Annotated in this window: 18 protein-coding genes; 7 read left to right on the forward strand and 11 right to left on the reverse strand. The window is 66.5% G+C overall.

Translation table 11 applies throughout. From position 1 onward, the window contains the following. The first annotated feature begins 42 nt into the window (after positions 1-42). Entirely contained in the window at positions 43-408 is a 366-nt protein-coding gene (locus B0T44_RS28465) for a winged helix-turn-helix transcriptional regulator (protein ID WP_368025865.1), read from the forward strand. 349 nt (positions 409-757) lie between these two features. Here the strand turns inward: B0T44_RS28465 and B0T44_RS03945 are convergent, their stop codons facing one another. The 8 genes from B0T44_RS03945 to B0T44_RS03985 form a co-directional block, all read right to left on the reverse strand. Next, the gene (locus tag B0T44_RS03945) at positions 758-1,540 is read right to left on the reverse strand and encodes an ESX secretion-associated protein EspG (RefSeq protein WP_077116369.1); all 783 of its coding nucleotides are present in this window, start codon (positions 1,538-1,540) and stop codon (positions 758-760) included. Next, positions 1,537-2,850 carry a hypothetical protein gene (locus B0T44_RS26295; RefSeq protein WP_077116368.1) on the reverse strand — a complete coding sequence of 438 codons (1,314 nt, stop codon included), beginning with the start codon at positions 2,848-2,850 and terminating at the stop codon, positions 1,537-1,539. The genes B0T44_RS03945 and B0T44_RS26295 overlap by 4 nt, the downstream gene beginning before the upstream one ends. Next, on the reverse strand, positions 2,847-3,227 hold the full coding sequence (locus tag B0T44_RS03960) for a hypothetical protein (RefSeq protein ID WP_077116367.1): 381 nt from the start codon (positions 3,225-3,227) through the stop codon (positions 2,847-2,849). Before B0T44_RS03960 ends, B0T44_RS26295 begins: the two co-directional genes overlap by 4 nt. Positions 3,228-3,238: 11 nt before the next feature. Further along, positions 3,239-3,826 (reverse strand): DUF3558 domain-containing protein, encoded by a 588-nt coding sequence (locus tag B0T44_RS03965; RefSeq protein ID WP_081511547.1) that lies wholly within the window; start codon positions 3,824-3,826, stop codon positions 3,239-3,241. A 164-nt stretch (positions 3,827-3,990) separates the two neighbouring features. After that, positions 3,991-5,181, reverse strand: a complete 1,191-nt coding sequence (locus B0T44_RS03970) for a cation:proton antiporter (RefSeq protein ID WP_077116366.1) — start codon at positions 5,179-5,181, stop codon at positions 3,991-3,993. A 9-nt stretch (positions 5,182-5,190) separates the two neighbouring features. Continuing rightward, positions 5,191-5,673, reverse strand: coding sequence for a cation:proton antiporter regulatory subunit (locus B0T44_RS03975; RefSeq protein WP_077116365.1), 483 nt, complete (start codon positions 5,671-5,673; stop codon positions 5,191-5,193). 109 nt (positions 5,674-5,782) lie between these two features. Beyond that, complete coding sequence (locus tag B0T44_RS03980; RefSeq protein ID WP_077116364.1) at positions 5,783-6,436, reverse strand: response regulator; 654 nt, start codon at positions 6,434-6,436, stop codon at positions 5,783-5,785. 1 nt (position 6,437) lies between these two features. Further along, entirely contained in the window at positions 6,438-7,466 is a 1,029-nt protein-coding gene (locus B0T44_RS03985) for a sensor histidine kinase (protein ID WP_077116363.1), read from the reverse strand. Positions 7,467-7,644: 178 nt separating this feature from the next. On the opposite strand from B0T44_RS03985, the gene B0T44_RS03990 reads away from it, so the two are divergent. From B0T44_RS03990 to B0T44_RS04000, 3 genes are read left to right on the forward strand one after another with little or no spacing between them, the layout of a single operon-like run. Further along, positions 7,645-7,929: a cation:proton antiporter regulatory subunit gene (locus tag B0T44_RS03990; RefSeq protein WP_077116450.1), complete on the forward strand. Its 285-nt coding sequence runs from the start codon at positions 7,645-7,647 to the stop codon at positions 7,927-7,929. An 8-nt stretch (positions 7,930-7,937) separates the two neighbouring features. Continuing rightward, entirely contained in the window at positions 7,938-8,432 is a 495-nt protein-coding gene (locus B0T44_RS03995; RefSeq protein ID WP_245839210.1) for a CBS domain-containing protein, read from the forward strand. 43 nt (positions 8,433-8,475) lie between these two features. After that, positions 8,476-9,759: an ArsB/NhaD family transporter gene (locus B0T44_RS04000; protein ID WP_077116361.1), complete on the forward strand. Its 1,284-nt coding sequence runs from the start codon at positions 8,476-8,478 to the stop codon at positions 9,757-9,759. 5 nt (positions 9,760-9,764) lie between these two features. Here the strand turns inward: B0T44_RS04000 and B0T44_RS04005 are convergent, their stop codons facing one another. Continuing rightward, positions 9,765-10,619, reverse strand: a complete 855-nt coding sequence (locus B0T44_RS04005) for a bifunctional 5,10-methylenetetrahydrofolate dehydrogenase/5,10-methenyltetrahydrofolate cyclohydrolase (RefSeq protein ID WP_077116360.1) — start codon at positions 10,617-10,619, stop codon at positions 9,765-9,767. Positions 10,620-10,799: 180 nt separating this feature from the next. Between B0T44_RS04005 and B0T44_RS04010 the strand changes: the two genes are divergently transcribed. Both B0T44_RS04010 and B0T44_RS04015 read left to right on the forward strand, forming a co-directional pair. Next, entirely contained in the window at positions 10,800-11,672 is an 873-nt protein-coding gene (locus B0T44_RS04010; protein ID WP_081511579.1) for a YdcF family protein, read from the forward strand. Positions 11,673-11,770: 98 nt separating this feature from the next. Continuing rightward, entirely contained in the window at positions 11,771-13,051 is a 1,281-nt protein-coding gene (locus B0T44_RS04015; protein ID WP_254893653.1) for an APC family permease, read from the forward strand. Positions 13,052-13,132: 81 nt separating this feature from the next. Here B0T44_RS04015 and B0T44_RS04020 read toward each other — a convergent pair whose 3' ends face one another. Both B0T44_RS04020 and B0T44_RS04025 read right to left on the reverse strand, forming a co-directional pair. Further along, on the reverse strand, positions 13,133-13,525 hold the full coding sequence (locus B0T44_RS04020) for a MerR family transcriptional regulator (RefSeq protein ID WP_077116358.1): 393 nt from the start codon (positions 13,523-13,525) through the stop codon (positions 13,133-13,135). 3 nt (positions 13,526-13,528) lie between these two features. Then, positions 13,529-15,049, reverse strand: a complete 1,521-nt coding sequence (locus B0T44_RS04025) for a SulP family inorganic anion transporter (protein WP_077116448.1) — start codon at positions 15,047-15,049, stop codon at positions 13,529-13,531. A 244-nt stretch (positions 15,050-15,293) separates the two neighbouring features. Between B0T44_RS04025 and B0T44_RS04030 the strand changes: the two genes are divergently transcribed. After that, positions 15,294-15,968 carry a formylglycine-generating enzyme family protein gene (locus B0T44_RS04030; protein WP_497006529.1) on the forward strand — a complete coding sequence of 225 codons (675 nt, stop codon included), beginning with the start codon at positions 15,294-15,296 and terminating at the stop codon, positions 15,966-15,968. The last annotated feature ends 101 nt before the right edge of the window (positions 15,969-16,069 follow it).

Genomic DNA, 16,069 nt, shown 5'->3' on the forward strand with positions numbered 1-16,069 from the left:
CCATCAACGAAGCTAGGGAGACATGTCGTGGCTCACCAAACAGTGAGGGATCCGGCACTCGAGGTACGGCGACGCTGTCCGGTCCCACTGCCGGCGTCTGGCAGCCCGGGATGCCCGATCGAGACTGGGATCGAGTTGCTGCGCAGGCGGTGGACCGCGCATTTGCTCCTAGCCCTGCTCCACGGGCCACGCAGCTATCAGGAGCTCTCCGCAGATATTCCCGGGATATCGGACAAGGTGTTGGCCGAGCGGTTAGCCCTGCTCACAGCATCCGGCATCGTTGACCGGGACCGCCGGGCAGATTTTCCTCCGCGCGTCCGGTACTCGCTCAGCGGACGCGCCACAGGACTTGTGCGCGTCCTAGAGTCACTGCGGAGCTGGGATGACACCGATCACGACGGTGGGTGAGTCGTCGTCCTTTCCATGCCCCCGCCGGTCATCGCCAGCCCCTCCAAAGGCTGCCCCATGCGGCTGCCTCACCGACATCAACCTCCTGCCCCGCAACAACTAGCGCTCCGCTCCTGAAACACGTTTAGTACACGCAGATTTCGCCGGTAGCGAGGACCGGGCGGCCGAAGAGAACTGTGTCGACCGAGGCCGAGTGGCGGGAGTTGCTACACGGGGCGCGGCAGGCGACTTCGACGCAGACGTATGTGCTGCGGCGCCGGAACGTGTCGGTACGTGCCGAGCCGGGCGCTTTCAGCACCCCTGTGGCTGCCGGGGCATGGGACTCAGGTATGCCGGTGGCCAAGGCGGCTCAGCGGCGCGTGCGCAGGTAATCGTCGTGTTCTCGGTCTTCCCGATAGAACCGCTGGGTCAGCCCGGCCAGCCGGGTGATCTCGGCGGCCATGGCGCGGGCCGAGATGGGTTTGGCGACGATCGGGTCGCCGGTGCGGACGTAGTAGCGGCCGTCGTCGTAGTCCATCCACCAGAATCCGCGGCTGAAGGCGGGACGGGCGTCGACGGCGGGGCCGGGGAAGATGCGGATTTCACCCATGGAGTGGCGGGGGCGTTTGAAGATGCGGTCCAGGCGTTGGACCAGGCTGTCCTCATGGTAATTCCGCACATACCGTTCCCGGTCGGCGCTGATCTCCTCGCGACGCACCTCGAGCGGGCCGTGCTTTCCCGCCGCCACGGGCGGTAGCGCGGAGACGGCTTGAGCGGGGACCTGCCCGGCGGAACAGTTGGCGACGATCACGTCGCCGCCGGTGTCGTCGTCCACACCGGGTAACTGCACCAGGGTGGCGCCGGCGGTGCCGCTGATCGCGCCGTGGAAACGGTAGGTCCGGGCCATATCGGTATTACCGAAACCCTTGAGTTCCACCCGGACTTCCGGTTCGCGCAGAAGGTCGAGCACGCGGACCAGTTCGGGTGAATAGTACTTGTCCAACAGCACCGCGACCGCGGCCTCACGCTGGCTGCGCAGATCCTCGAAATCCTCGGCAACCGGCCGGAACCGCAGCGGGTACGGCAACCGGTCGTGCCCGAACGCGGTCCAGAGGATATCGAACTCCAAACCGGTGAAACGCCAATTGCTCATCGGTCGTCGTCTCCCAGCACGGGCGGAACGGTTTTGGGGATGCGGTCGAGGCCGGTGAGTTCTTCGCCGTGTTCTTTGGTGATCAGGTACTCCTTGATCGCCGACTGGCCGTTGCGTTCCTCGTCCTGGCCGCGTCCCACACTCGGTGCCATACCCATCGGCATTCCCGGCATACCCGCGCGTCCCGCCGGGACACCATTCGCTCGCGCCGCGGCGGCTGGGGCGACACCGTTCTGCTGGGGCGTCTGGGGCGTGCCCGGAATGCTGCGGCCCGGGGCGGGGCCTGTCGGTGTCCCGGGGGCGCCCGGTGTGCTCGGACGGCCCGGGCTGCCGGGGGTTCCCGGGCTGCTCGGACGGCCGAGCGTGTTCGGGTTGCCCGTGGTGGTCGGAACATACGGGGTGCCCGGCGTCGTAGAGGGCGTATTCGTCGGAGCCGATATGGTTGTGCGGCCGGGATCGGTCGGGGTCGGCGCCGTCTGCGGTGTCGTACTCGCCGCCGTGGTGTTCTCGTTCGGGGTGCCCTGCGGCTGCTCACCCGGATCCTGCGGTGTTTCACCCTGCTGCGGCTGCTGCGGGTTGGAACCCGGATCATCCTGCTGACCGGCGGTACTCGGCCTGCCGGTTGTCTGCGCCGGTCCCGGCCCCCCGTCGTCGACGACCACGGGCGCGCTGGGCAATACCGGAACACCGTGGTCGGACTGATGAGCGACCTGGGAGTAGACGGTCCGCAGGACCCGCCTGCCCTCGTTCTCCGCCTCCTCCTCGGTGTAATCGCCTTCCTTCATGATGCCCTCGGCGGGGAGGGTTTTACCGCGCAGGTCGGGGCGTTCGGAGACCAACGGCATAAGTGCCTTGGTCTGGTTCAGCCCGGTTTCCATCTCGTTGAGTTTGAGCCCGACCAGATGCGCCGCGGTACCCAAAACTTCGGTCTGGCCGGTGTAACGCTGCACGCTCGCAACCGCCTGGTCGGCGGCGACACCACCCCACGCCCGCGTACCACCGTCGCCCTCGACAGTTTTCCGGAACTCGCTGTTGAACGCCTCGGCGGCGTCCTGCAACTCGGAGCTGATCTTGAACCAGGTCTTGCCCGCCGCCTGCACCAGCGCCGGGTTCATCTTCTCGACGGCTTCCACCATCTGCGCCAGCGTCATGGTGTCGTAGTTGTCCGGGCCGGGAATCGTCGGAGGCTCCAAATCACCTTCGAAACCGCTGCCCACCAGCATCGACGCGATATAGATCGCGGAACGCTCCTGGTTCCACTGCGTCTGCGCGTCGATTATCCGCTGCCGGTAATCCTCGTAATCGGTCATTGAGAGCCCGTATCGACGATTCGTTGGCTGTTCTCCTGATCCACCGCTTCGGCATTAGCGATGGATTTCGCGACGACCTGCTTGATCAGCTTCACCGTTTCGATGTGTTCTTTGATGATCGCATCGATGGACTGGGGTGTGCCCGTGCCTTTCAGAGAAAACTTTTGTTGCAACGCCTGCCCGGAAGGAAACGGGCCGAACCCTTGAACGACACCCACCTGATGGGCGGCATCGAGAACGCCATCGAGCCGGTCCAAATAGGTGTCGCAGACCTTGTCGAGATTTTTGGCAGCATCGGGGTCCAGAGTCAGTTCACCAGCGTTCGCTCGATCGAGTAGACGCTGCCATTCCGCCGGATTCACACCTCCGATATCCATACACTCCCCCTTCAGCTCTTCGGCAAGTAGCTTGCCAGATCACTGGCATGCCGCTCGGCTTCCGCACACGGATCTCCCTGCCGACCGACCGAGTACCGCACCTGAACATCGAAGAGTACAACCCCCTGCGACAACTCGACAGCGATACCGCATTTGTGGCCGTCGGTATCGCCGACCGACTTGTACTGAACAGCTTCGCGCGAATCGATCGACCGCGGTGCGAAACCCGTGAAATCAGGCCGGTTCTTCACCTCGTCGAGGGTAGGTGCGCCCGACATGATGGCCAGCGTGTACCAGCGCGCCTCCGAGCGCCAGCTGCACACTTTCCAGCCGGCCTCGGTGAAGTCGACGCCTGCTATCCCAGTCTTCTTCGATGACGCGTCGAGGCCGGTCTTGTCGGTCGCCGTTTCCGGTAACGCACACGGGTCCCACAGCGCCGCTTGCTGCGCCGTCGTCGTCGCCGCGCTCCCATTGTGCTGCACATCCGCGCCGCGATTGCGTTTCCCGCTGTCACCGCTGGTTTCCCCGCATCCGGCAAGAACCAGCATCACCGCGACAACCACTGCGACACCACGAGCGATCCTGGCTGTACCGGACATCCAGCCCCCTTCCTTACCGACGTGACCGACGTGAATCGACGAAAGCCCATCCAGCGCGGATCGGCCCTCCCCAGCTGACCTTCCCGCGAACCCTACCGCCCGCCCGGAAACCCGGCAATACCGGCAGGTAGGGATCCGCCGGAGCGGTTGGGGCGGTGCCGGGTTCACTCCTCAGGGACGTCGACGGTCGGTTTCGGGGTTCGCATGATCAGGCCCATCACGGGTTCAACCACGCGGGCGGTGATCGGGCCGAGGATGGCCATCAGCAGCACATACGTGGTGGCCAGGGCGGCGAACTCGGCGGGCACAGCGGACGCGGCGACGGCCAGGCCTGCGATGACGATGGAGAATTCGCCGCGCGCGACCAGCGCCGCACCCGCACGGGCGCGCCCGAGCACACTGGCCCCGGAGCGGCTCGCCGCCCACCAGCCGGTGGCAATTTTTGTCACGGTGGTGACCACGGCGAGCAGCACCGCCCAGCCCAGCACCGGCGGGATGCTCCGCGGATCAGTGTTCAGGCCGAACAGTACGAAGAACAGGGCGGCGAACAGATCGCGCAGCGGTTCCAGGATTTTGGTCGCATTGTGCGCGGTGGAATCGGAGATCGCGATACCGAGCAGGAACGCGCCCACCGCGGCCGACACCTGCACCGCCGACGCGATACCGGCCACCAGCAGCGCCGCGCCGAGCAGCTTGAGCAGGAAGATTTCGCGGTCCTCGCTGGCGACCACCGCCGACACGTAGCGGCCGTAGCGCAGCGCTACCACGAGGACCAGGGTGACCGCGATCAGGGCGATGCCCAGCGTTTTCAGGCCGGCCAGCAAGCCGACCCCGGCCAGTACCGCGGTGAGCACCGGTAGGTAGGCGGCCATCGCGAGGTCTTCGAAGACCAGGATCGACAGGATGACGGGGGTTTCCCGGTTACCCAGCCGCCCCAGATCGTTGAGCACTTTGGCGACGATGCCCGACGACGAGATATAGGTGACCCCGGCCATCGCGATGGCGCCGGTCGGTCCCAGTCCGAGCATCAGCGCGACGATCACCCCGGGCGTCGCGTTGAGCACGATATCGAGCAGGCCCGCAGGCCATGATCTTCGCATTCCGGTGACGAGTTCGGCGGCACTGTATTCGAGGCCGAGCAGCAGCAACAGCAGGATCACGCCGATTTCGCTGGCGAGATGGATGAAGGCATCCGCCTCGTGTAATTCGATCAGCCCGCCGTCACCGAAGACGAGACCACCCACCAGATACAGCGGGATCGGCGACATACCGAATCGTGCGGCGACGCGCCCGAGCACACCCAGCCCGAAGAACACCGCCCCCAGCTGGATCAGAGCCAGCGTAGTAGCACTCATCACCCCGGGTCAGCCGTTGGTGAGGATATCGGCGGCGGCGTCGAGCCCCTCACCTGTTCCGACAACAACCAGCAGATCTCCCGCGGTGAACGCGAATTCGGGGCCGGGTGACGGATGCACCTGCCCTGCCCGCATCACCGCGACGATGGATGTTTTGGTACGGGTCCGCATCTGGGTTTCCCCGAGGGTGCGCCCGTCGTACGGCGAGGCTTGACGAATGGCGAGCTGGCGGGTGTTGACGCCTTCCATATCGCGGTGTTCGGCACGCAGTTGCGCGACGAGTTGCGGGGCGCCGAGCAGATTCGCCAGCACACCCGCTTCGGCCTCGGTCAACGGGATCTGGGTGGTGGTGTCCGGATCGCCGACCTTGGTGAAGATCAGGTCGATCGTGCCGTCTTTATGGTCGATCACGCCGATTCGTCGGCGGACCCCCGCCAGCGGAAAATCCTTGCGTACGCCGATTCCCGGTAGCGGCGTCACATCCACGTTCACAACAACAACCTTAGCTCGACACTGTATGGCGACCGGTGTGTGTGTTCATCCCGGCCGCAGGGCAACCTACCGCGAACGGTGAGCAACCCGCGAGTCGAGCAGGTGGGATTCAGGGTTCGATCAGGCCCGATCGGATCGCATAGCGGGTCAAGGCCAATCGATCGCGTAAACCGAGTTTCTGCAGGATGTTCGCGCGATGGCGGTCCACTGTTTTGGCGCTGATGAAGAGGGTGTCGGCGACCTCTTTGGTGGACATGCCCTCAGCGATCAGCTTGAGCACCTCCTCCTCACGTGGGGTGAGGATGGCGTCGGGCAGGTCGATCCCCTGCCGGATCAACTGCAGATAGTCGCGCACCAGGGCGGTGACCGCGCCGGGATACAGGAACGATTCGCCGCGCATGGTGGCCCGGCAGGCTTCGAGCAGGTCCCGGTCGGCGACGGATTTCAGCACGAAACCGGACGCGCCCGCCTTCAGCGATTCGAAGAAATACTGTTCGTTGTCATACATCGACAGCATCAGGATCCGCACTTCCGCATCGGTGCGGGTGATCTCGCGGGCGGCCTGGATACCGGTCATGCGCGGCATCGCGATATCGAGGATGACCAGGTCGATATCGTGTTCGGACAGGGCAGCGACGGCTTCGAAACCGTTGGACGCCTCGGCGACCACGGTCAGGTCCGGTTCGTTTTCCAGGATCATCCGCAGACCGCTGCGCACAAGGGCGTGATCGTCGGCGAGCAGGATCCGGGTCGGTTCGGCCATCTCAGAGTCCGTTCCGCAGATGCCGAGGGGGGATCACCAGCCGCACTTCGGTACCGCCGCCGGGGGGTGAGGTGATCGTGAGCTCCGCGTTCACCAGCAAGGCACGTTCACGCATCCCGCGGATACCCGCTCCCTCGGCGACCACGCCGCCGTGCCCGTCGTCGCGGATGCACACCGTGATCCGATCGCCCGCGGCATCCAACCGCAACTCGACACTGCTCGCCTCCGCATGCCGCACGATATTGGTCAAACTCTCCTGCGCGACGCGGTAACACACCAACTCCACATCGGGGTCGAGGCGCGGCAGGTTCGGCTCGATTTTACGGGTGACGTCGAATCCCGCGGTGCGCCCGAATTCGTGACACAACGCGTGCAGCGCGCTGGGCAGACCAAGGTCTTCGAGCACATCCGGGCGCAGCCTGCGCGCTATCCCACGCACCTCGTCCAGGCAGCCGCGCACCGTTTCCTGTGCGCTGTGCACATCGTCGCGTAGTTCCTCCGGGGCCCGGTCCACCACCCGTTTGAGCCGTAACAACGCCACTGTCAGGCTCTGGCCGATCTCGTCGTGTAATTCGCGCGCGATGCGCTGGCGTTCACCTTCCTGGGCGGCCAATGCCGACGCGCTGGCGATGGAGCGCTCCGACTCCAGCCGGTCGAGCATGGTGTTGAAGGTTTCGATCAGATGGTTGAGGTCGCCGTTACCGCGGCGGTCGCTGCGGCCGTCGCGGCGCAGCGGTTCCACTCGCCGCATCGAGGTCACCAGCTCGTCCAGCGGCGCGAGGCTCGATCTGAGCAGGAAAGCGTTGGCGGCCAGGATCACCGCGAGGCCGATCACCAGCACCGGTATCTCGGTCAGCCGGACCCGCGAGGACACCGTGGCCGGGGACAGCGCGAGTACCAGCGTGCCGAGCGTGAACACCAAACCGTTGATCACGCAGACCCGCCGGAACAGTGCATGCACCGGTGTCCGGGGAGCCACGACATCGCCGGAGGACCCCGACCATCCCCGCGGCACTGCGAGACCGTTCATAACCCCAGCATGGGCGTGCGCCCGCGCGGTGTCTATGGGGGGCAACTCTCATCCGGGGTCGCGCCGCGACCGTCCACCCCGCACACAAATGGGTGTTTCGCCCGATTTCACCGATTCGCGTAGCGGCGAAAACTCGAAGGCGCAGCCGCCGATGCCGCGGCCGAAGGGAGCGCAACGGATGGAGATCGACCGGACGACAGTCCCCGGCGCCGGGGTGCTGCACCACTTGTGCAGCCGTTCCGGGGCGCGTTTCGCACTGCTGGTGAAAGCCGATCAGGCCCGTCATCTGCTGGCCTACCGGGACGGCTACGACGAGCCGGTCGTCGATATCGCACTCGAACTCGACGAGGCAGATCAGGTTGCGCAGCTGCTGCAGAGCCGCTCGGTGCACGAGCGGCTGGCCGATGTACACAACCGGCTGGCCGAACTGGAGCGCCGACTGGACCACCTCACCGGAAAGTGAGAACCCCGATGAGCACATCCCAGCCCACCACTTGGAGAAGCGCGATGCAAGCACGCGATATCGCGGTGACGGTGCCGACCGTGTGGACCAGCGACCCGGTCGCCAAAGCAATGCGGCTGATGGTGGTCGAACGGCTACCCGGACTGATCGTGGTGGACGCTCAGCAGCGTCCGCTGACGGTATTGCCCGGCACCCAGGTGCTGCGGCTGGCCATCCCCGGTTCCTACCAGAGCGATTCGACGCTGGCTCGCACCATCGACGAGGTGCACGCCGACCTGTTCTGGCAGGAATCGGGCAGCTACACCGTCGGTGACTGCCTGCCCGAGCGGCCCGCCAAACCGGCCACCGTCGCCCCGGACGCGACACTGCTCGAGATCTCGACGGTGATGGCGGATAAACACAGTCCCCTGATCGCGGTGGTCGACCGGTCCCACACCCTGCTGGGCGCGATCACCCTGGAACGGCTGCTGGCCAGCTTGGCGATCGCAGGTCCGGGTGAGTGACCACAACCGGCTCCGGACGAGGCCGACGGAAGCGAGCTGAACCATGTCCGCCGCCCTGGCCGTCATCATCTTCGTGGTCGCGTTCTTCTTCATCGCCACCGAAAAAGCAGACAAAGTGAAAACGGTGCTGATCGCCGCCGGATTGATGGCGGTGCTCGGCCTCGTTCCCGGCGACGAGGTGTTCTTCTCCCCGCATGAGGGGATCGACTGGAACGTCATCTTCCTGCTGCTCGGCATGATGATCATCGTCGGCGTCGTCAAACACACCGGGTTGTTCGATTTCCTGGCCATCTGGTCGGCCAAACGCTCCCGGGGCAAACCGTACCGGCTGATGGTGATGCTGATGTTGATCACCGCGGTCGCGTCACCGTTCCTGGACAACGTCACCATCATCATGCTGGTCGCCCCGGTGACGATCGTGGTGTGCGCCCGGCTCGGTATCGCCGCACAGCCGTTCCTGATCGCCGAAGTACTGGCCTCCAATATCGGTGGCGCGGCCACCTTGATCGGCGATCCGCCCAACATCATCATCGGCAGCCGGGCCGGGTTGTCGTTCAACGACTTCCTGGTCCATATGGCGCCGATCGTCGTGGTGACCTTCCTGCTGTTCGTGCTCGGCACGCGGCTGATGTTCCGGTCGGCGCTGCGCGGGAACTCCAGGTCGATCGAATCGGTGATGGCACTGCAGGAGCGGCGCGCGATCCGCGACCCGGCGCTGCTGGTGCGGTCACTGATCGTGCTGGGCGGGGTGGTCGTCGGGTTCGCGCTGCACAGTGTGCTGCATGTGGCGCCGTCGGTCGTGGCGCTGCTCGGGGCGGGGACGATGGTGCTGGTATCCGGGCTCGATATCGGCGACATCCTGCGTGAGGTCGAGTGGGCGACGCTGGTGTTCTTCATGGGGTTGTTCGTGATGGTGGCGGGGCTGGTGCACACCGGGGTGATCTCCGCGATCGGCGAAGCGGCCACCTCGGTGCTCGGCGACAACTATTTCCTGGCCGCGACATCACTGGTGTTCGGGTCGGCGCTGCTGGGCGCTTTCGTCGACAACATCCCCTATACCGCGACGATGGCGCCCGTGGTCGAAGACCTGGTCGCCGGGACACCGGACCCGCAGACCGGGCAGGGGCTGTGGTGGGCGTTCGCGCTCGGCGCCGATTTCGGCGGCAACGGCACCGCGGTGGCGGCCAGCGCGAACGTGGTCGCGATCGGGATCGCGAAGCGGGCCGAACAACCGATCACGTTCTGGCAGTTCACCCGGTACGGGATCGTGACCACCGTGTTCACCACAATCCTGGCCTGGCTGTACGTGTGGCTTCGCTACTTGTGAGCGCGCTATGCGGTGCGCGCGTTTTCCGCCGCGACGACGACGTGCCGCATCAGCAGCGCGGTGGTGACCGGGCCGACGCCGCCGGGCACCGGGCTCAGGGCCGACGCGACGCCGCGGACGGTGTCGACGTCGACGTCGCCGACGATGCCGCCGTCCGGGGCTTCGTTGGTGCCGACATCGACGACCACCGCGCCGGACCCCACATGTTCACCACTGATCAGGCCGATCCGGCCCGCGGCAGCGACCACTACATCGGCAGTGGAGGTGACCGCGGCCAGGTCGGTGGTGCGGGAGTGGCAGACGGTGACGGTCGCGTTGCGGGCGAGCAGTAGCTGGGCCAGCGGTTTGCCGACCACATTGGAACGCCCGACGACCGCGACATGCTGTCCGCTCAACGGGATCTGGTGATGGGTGAGCAGTTCGACCACCGCTTCGGCGGTGGCCGGAACGAAACCGTCGAGGCCGGTGGCGAGCAGACCGAGCGACAGCGGGCTCACCCCGTCGACATCCTTGACGGCGGCGATGGCTGAGCTCACATCGTCCAGATGCACCCCCGCGGGCAGCGGGGTCTGCAGCATGATGGCGTCGGTTTCGGGGTCGGCGCTGCGGGTCGACAGCTCGGAACGGATCGTGTCGGCGCTCGCGTCGGCACCCAAATCGACTGTGTCGCAGTCGATGCCGAGACGTCCCGCCGCTTTACGCAGCGAGTTGACATACCACGCGCTGGCCGGGTCGTCGTTGGCGACGACCAGCGAGAGCCGCGGGGCGCGTCCACCGGAGGTGAGGGCGGCGGCGCGTTCGGCGGTGTCGGCATTGATGGCGGCGGCAAGCTCCTTGCCGGTCAGCGAAACGGTTTCCACGGGATGACACCCTAGCCCCTGACCTCGCGTGGATCGTCGCGGCGGCGTCGGCGGTTCGCCGACGCGCAATTACCAGGTGGCGGGCTCGACCGGTCGTATCGTGGTCCCAGCTCGGAAAACGCAACTGTCAGCTGATGTACCGAAAAACCCCGTGTTCCACGTGGAAAGGTGCTGCCTGAAGTGAAGATCTCGAGACATCTGAGAACCCTTGCCGCGGCCGGTTTCACGGCCGCCGCCTTGGCTGGATTCGCCGGCTCCCCCGCCCAGGCCGAACCCGGCACCGACACGCTCTACCATGCGGCGCTACGCCATTTCGCCGCGGGCAACGACGAAGCCGGTCGCGCCGGGCTGCTCACCTTCGTCGACAACCACCCCGACGACCCCGCAGCCCTGTCCCAGCAGGCCATCTGGGCCCACTACGCCAACGACCTCCCCGGCTACCTTCACGCCATGACCCGTCTCCGCGCCGTAGACGCGCGGATAGCCGCAGGCACCGACCAGGTGATCAACGCGGTCCGCGCCGCTGTCGCTACCCTGCCCAATCCCCTTCCGGCCCTGGTCGGCCCGCAGACCGGGATCGTCGTACTCGGCTACGGTCTGCTCCCCGACGGCTCGCTGCGTCCCGAACTCGTGAACCGCCTCACCGCCGCCTGGATCCAGTCCATCGCGTCCCCGTTCTCGCCGATCGTCGTCACCGGCGGCAACCCCCGCAACGGCATCACCGAAGCCGAAGCCATGCGTAACTGGCTCGTCGGCCGCGGCGTCCCCGCCGCCCGCATCCATGTGGAGAACCGGGCCGGGTCCACCGTCATGAACGCCGTGTACAGCACTCACCTCCTCCGCGATATCGGCGCCACCAGCGCCGTCGTGGTGACCTCCCCGAACCACATCCGCCGCGCCGTCGCCGATTTCCTCGTCGCGGGCAGCCACGTCGTCGGGGCAACCACCTCCCTCGAACAGTTGGTGTCCCAGCTGCCGCCACCCGACAAAGCCGCGCAACGTGGGATCTACCTCGACGCCATCCGGACGTTCCAACTCACCTACGGCCACTGACCCGCACCCCATCCCGCCTGCCGGTGACCGCGCCGGTGGGCGGGATGTTCTCTTCAGAGATACCGTCTCCCCGACGTCGGTTATCAATAGGAGCTGCGGTGTCGGAAAACGCGTCGACCGGTGAACCGGCCCCCGCAGCCGGGCAGTTGCGCCGCAGCCTGGGACCGACCGATGCCGTGGTGATCGGGCTGGGCTCGATGATCGGGGCAGGCATCTTCGCCGCACTGGCTCCAGCAGCCCGGGCGGCGGGGTCGGGGTTGCTGGTCGGGCTGGCCGTCGCGGCCGTGGTCGCCTACTGCAATGCGACCTCCTCGGCGCGGCTGGCCGCACGCTATCCGGCCTCGGGCGGCACCTACGTCTACGGACGCGAACGGCTCGGCGAGTTCTGGGGATACCTGGCGGGATGGAGTTTCGTAGTCGGTAAGACCGCCTCGTGCGCGGCGATGGCGTTGACGGTGGGGAGCTATGCCTGGCCCGAGCATGCGCATCCGGTGGCCGCGGCGGCGGTGGTGGCGGTGACCGCGGTCAACTATCGCGGGGTGCAGAAGTCGGTGGTGGTCACGCGGGTGATCGTGGCGCTCGTGCTCGCCGTGCTCGCTGCGGTGGTAACCGCCGCGTTCGCCTCCGGCGCGGCCGAGGCCACGCGGCTCGGGTTCGGTGCCGATCTGTCGGTGAGTGGGGTGCTGCAGGCGGCGGGTCTGCTGTTCTTCGCCTTCGCCGGATATGCGCGCATCGCCACCCTCGGCGAAGAGGTACGCGATCCCGCCCGCACTGTCCCGCGGGCGGTCCCGCTGGCGCTGGGCATCACCCTGGTCGGGTACGCGCTGGTGGCGGTTGCTGCGCTGGCGGTGATCGGCCCCGACGGGTTGGCCGGCGTGACCGCTCCGTTGACGACGGTGGTGCAGGTTGCCGGGGCCGGCTGGCTGGAACCGGTGGTCCGCGCCGGGGCCGTGATCGCCGCGCTGGGGTCACTGCTGGCGTTGCTCCTCGGCGTCTCGCGCACCACCCTGGCCATGGCCCGCGACCGGCACCTGCCCCACGCTCTGGCCGCGGTGCATCCGCGGTTCGGGGTGCCGCACCGCGCTGAACTCGCCATCGGCGTGATCGTCGCCGTTGCCGCGGCGACCACCGACGTCCGTACCGCGATCGGGTTCTCCTCCTTCGGCGTGCTTCTCTACTACGCCGTCGCCAACGCCGCCGCCGCGACACTGACCCGGGCCGAGGGACGCCCGATACGGGCGATCCCTGTGGTCGGGTTGGCCGGGTGCCTGGTACTCGCATCCACCCTGCCCGGGCAATCAGTGGTGGCCGGTGCCGCGATCGTGGCCGCGGGCGCGCTGATCTACGCGATACGCCGCCGCCTCACGTCACCGGCCTGAGCCGGCTGGGACGGTCCTCGGTGAGGAATTCGCGGGCCAGTTCCTCGGTCGACCACACCCCAGGGACATCCTCGGCGGCGGTCAGCCGATATCGAGCACAGCGCTGAACTCCTCGGCATAGGCGAGGTGGCGCCGCAGCCGGTCGATGCTGTCGCGGGTCTTGCCCCGGCATTCGCGCAGGAACTCCGTTGCTGCGCTGCGCTGCGCGGCGGTCGCGGTGTCGCCTGCGAGGACATCGAAGGCGTCGAGCAGCTGTTTCATTTCTGCCAGTGTGAATCCGAGCGGTTTCATCCGGCGGATGACCAGCAACCGCTCCACGTCGGCGGTGGTGTAGAGGCGGAACCCGCCCCCCGACCGCGCCGAGGGCATGACGAGGCCGACGTCGTCGTAGTGGCGAATCGTCTTGATCGACAATTCGGTCTGCTCGGCGACCTGCCCGATCTGCAGGTATCCGCCCTCGGTGTCGGTGCTCATGGCTCAATGGGCACCGGCGAGATGGCCGGAGAGTCGTTCGTGGCGGGCTTCGGAAGCGGGATTGAGACCGATGATCTCCACATGTTTCCCCTTCGCGGCGTACTTGGTGGTCACCGCGTCGAGGGTGGCCACGGTGGAAGCGTCCCAGATGTGTGCTTCGGACATGTCGATCACGATATTGTGCGGATCCCCGAGGTAATCGAATTGGTAGACCAGGTCGTTGCTGGAGGCGAAGAACAACTCTCCGCGCACCTTGTAGACACGGGTGTCGATATCGCCGTCGTGATCGGTATCGGATTCGTGAACCTTGACCACCTCGGTGAAGTGCGCAACCCGCTGGGCGAAGGCGACCATCGCGGTGAGCACGCCTGCGATGACACCGTAGGCGAGGTTGTGGGTGGCGACGGTGACCACCACGGTCACCAGCATCACCGTGGTTTCCGCGATCGGCATCCGCCGCAACGTCTTCGGGGCGATGGAATGCCAGTTCATGGTGCCCACCGACACCATGATCATCACCGCTACCAGCGCGGCCATCGGGATCCGGGCGACCAGCCCGCCCAGGCCGACCACCAGAATCAGCAGGAACACACCGGCCAGGAACGTCGAGAGCCGGGTGCGGGCACCGGAGACCTTGACGTTGATCATGGTCTGGCCGATCATGGCGCAGCCGCCCATACCGCCGAACAAGCCGGTGACGATATTGGCCACCCCCTGGCCCCAGCCTTCGCGAGTTTTGTCGGAGTGGCTGTCGGTGATGTCGTCGACGAGTTTGGCGGTCATCAACGACTCCAGCAGACCGACCAGCGCCATCGCCAACGCGTACGGGGCGATGATCTGCACTGTGTCCAGCGTCCACGGCACGTCCGGGATGAGCAGCGACGGCAGGCTCGACGGCAACTCGCCCTCGTCACCGACATCGGGCACGTGTAACGCGAACGCCATGGTGACCGCGGTGAGCGCCACAATCGCCACCAGCGGTGCCGGTACCACGGTGGTGAGCTTGGGCAGCAGCACCATGATCGCCAGCCCGGCCGCGACCATCGGGTACACCAGCCACGGCACCCCGAGCAGATGCGGGACCTGGGCCAGGAAGATCAGAATCGCCAGGGCGTTGACGAAACCGACCATGACGCTGCGCGGGATGAACCGCATCAACCTGGCCACCCCCACCACACTCAGCACGACCTGCAGCAATCCTGCCAGCAGTACCGTCGCTATCAGGTAGTCCAGTCCGTGTTCTCTGACGACCGGAGCGACCACCAGCGCGACCGCACCGGTCGCGGCGGAGATCATTGCCCGGCGCCCACCGACGAAGGCCAGCGTGACCGCCATGGTGAACGAGGCGAACAACCCCACCCGCGGGTCCACCCCGGCGATGATGGAGAACGAGATCGCCTCCGGGATCAACGCCAGCGCCACCACCAAACCGGCCAGCACCTCGATCCGCAACCGCCGCGGGCTGCGCAACGCCGCCCACACCGACCCCTCGGCATCATCGGGCCGACGAACCGTCGAAACCATCGAAACTCCGTCCACGGATACACGCCCACCGGCGCGGCCGATCGAGCGTAGGCGCCGACCAGCAGAAAGTCGAAAGAAGCCGAGCGGACATCGACACAGGGGCTGAATCCATCCGGCCACACTGCCGGGCATCGACGAACAGCAATCGCTCAGCGACCCGAACACTACCCTCCCGTAAGGGTAGAGTTGCAACTCCGACAGGGTGACCGTGGCACACATCTCATCACCGGTAGATTGACGAGCTGTGCAGGAAAGCTCCGGAAAAATGATCGCCATCCCGCCGGGGCAGGTCACGCTGTCGGACCGGCGGACCCAGCGGAGATGGTCGGTCGCGTTGGATCCCTACGAGATCGCGGCCTTCCCGGTGACCCAGGAGCTATATGCGCTGGTCACGGGCTCTTCGCCGAGTGTGACCGCCGGGGCGCAGATGCCCGTCGAAAGTGTCTCCTGGTGGGACGCGGTGCGTTTCTGCAACGCCTTGTCCGAACGCGACGGCCTCACTCCCGCCTACCATGTCGCCGCGGACGGCGAGAACATCCGGTGGGACACCTCCGCCGACGGGTACCGGCTGCCCACCGAGGCGGAGTGGGAGCACGCCTGCCGGGCCGGCACAACGGAACCGCGGTACGGGCCGCTCGACGAAATCGCGTGGTACCGCGCGAACTCCGGCGAGCAGCTCCACGAGGTCGGTGGCAAGCAGCCCAATCCGTGGGGTCTGTACGACATGCTCGGCAACACCTGGGATTGGTGCTGGGATCTCTACGACCCCGAGGTGTACGGCAGCTATCGCGTACTGCGGGGCGGCGGCTGGTTCGACGAACAGTGGAGCTGCCGCGCCTCCGCTCGCCGCCGCAGCCACCCCACCCTACGGATCGATGATGTCGGGTTCCGTCTGGTGCGTTCTGCCGAGCAGTGCTGACACCATCAGCATCCTCTCCGACCGCGACCGGCTCACCCATCTCGATATGACCGCGGGCCTCGGCTGAGATCTCGGACATGGCCGGGGTGGCTCCGAGAGCA

Source organism: Nocardia donostiensis (assembly GCF_002081715.1).
GTDB lineage: Bacteria > Actinomycetota > Actinomycetes > Mycobacteriales > Mycobacteriaceae > Nocardia > Nocardia donostiensis.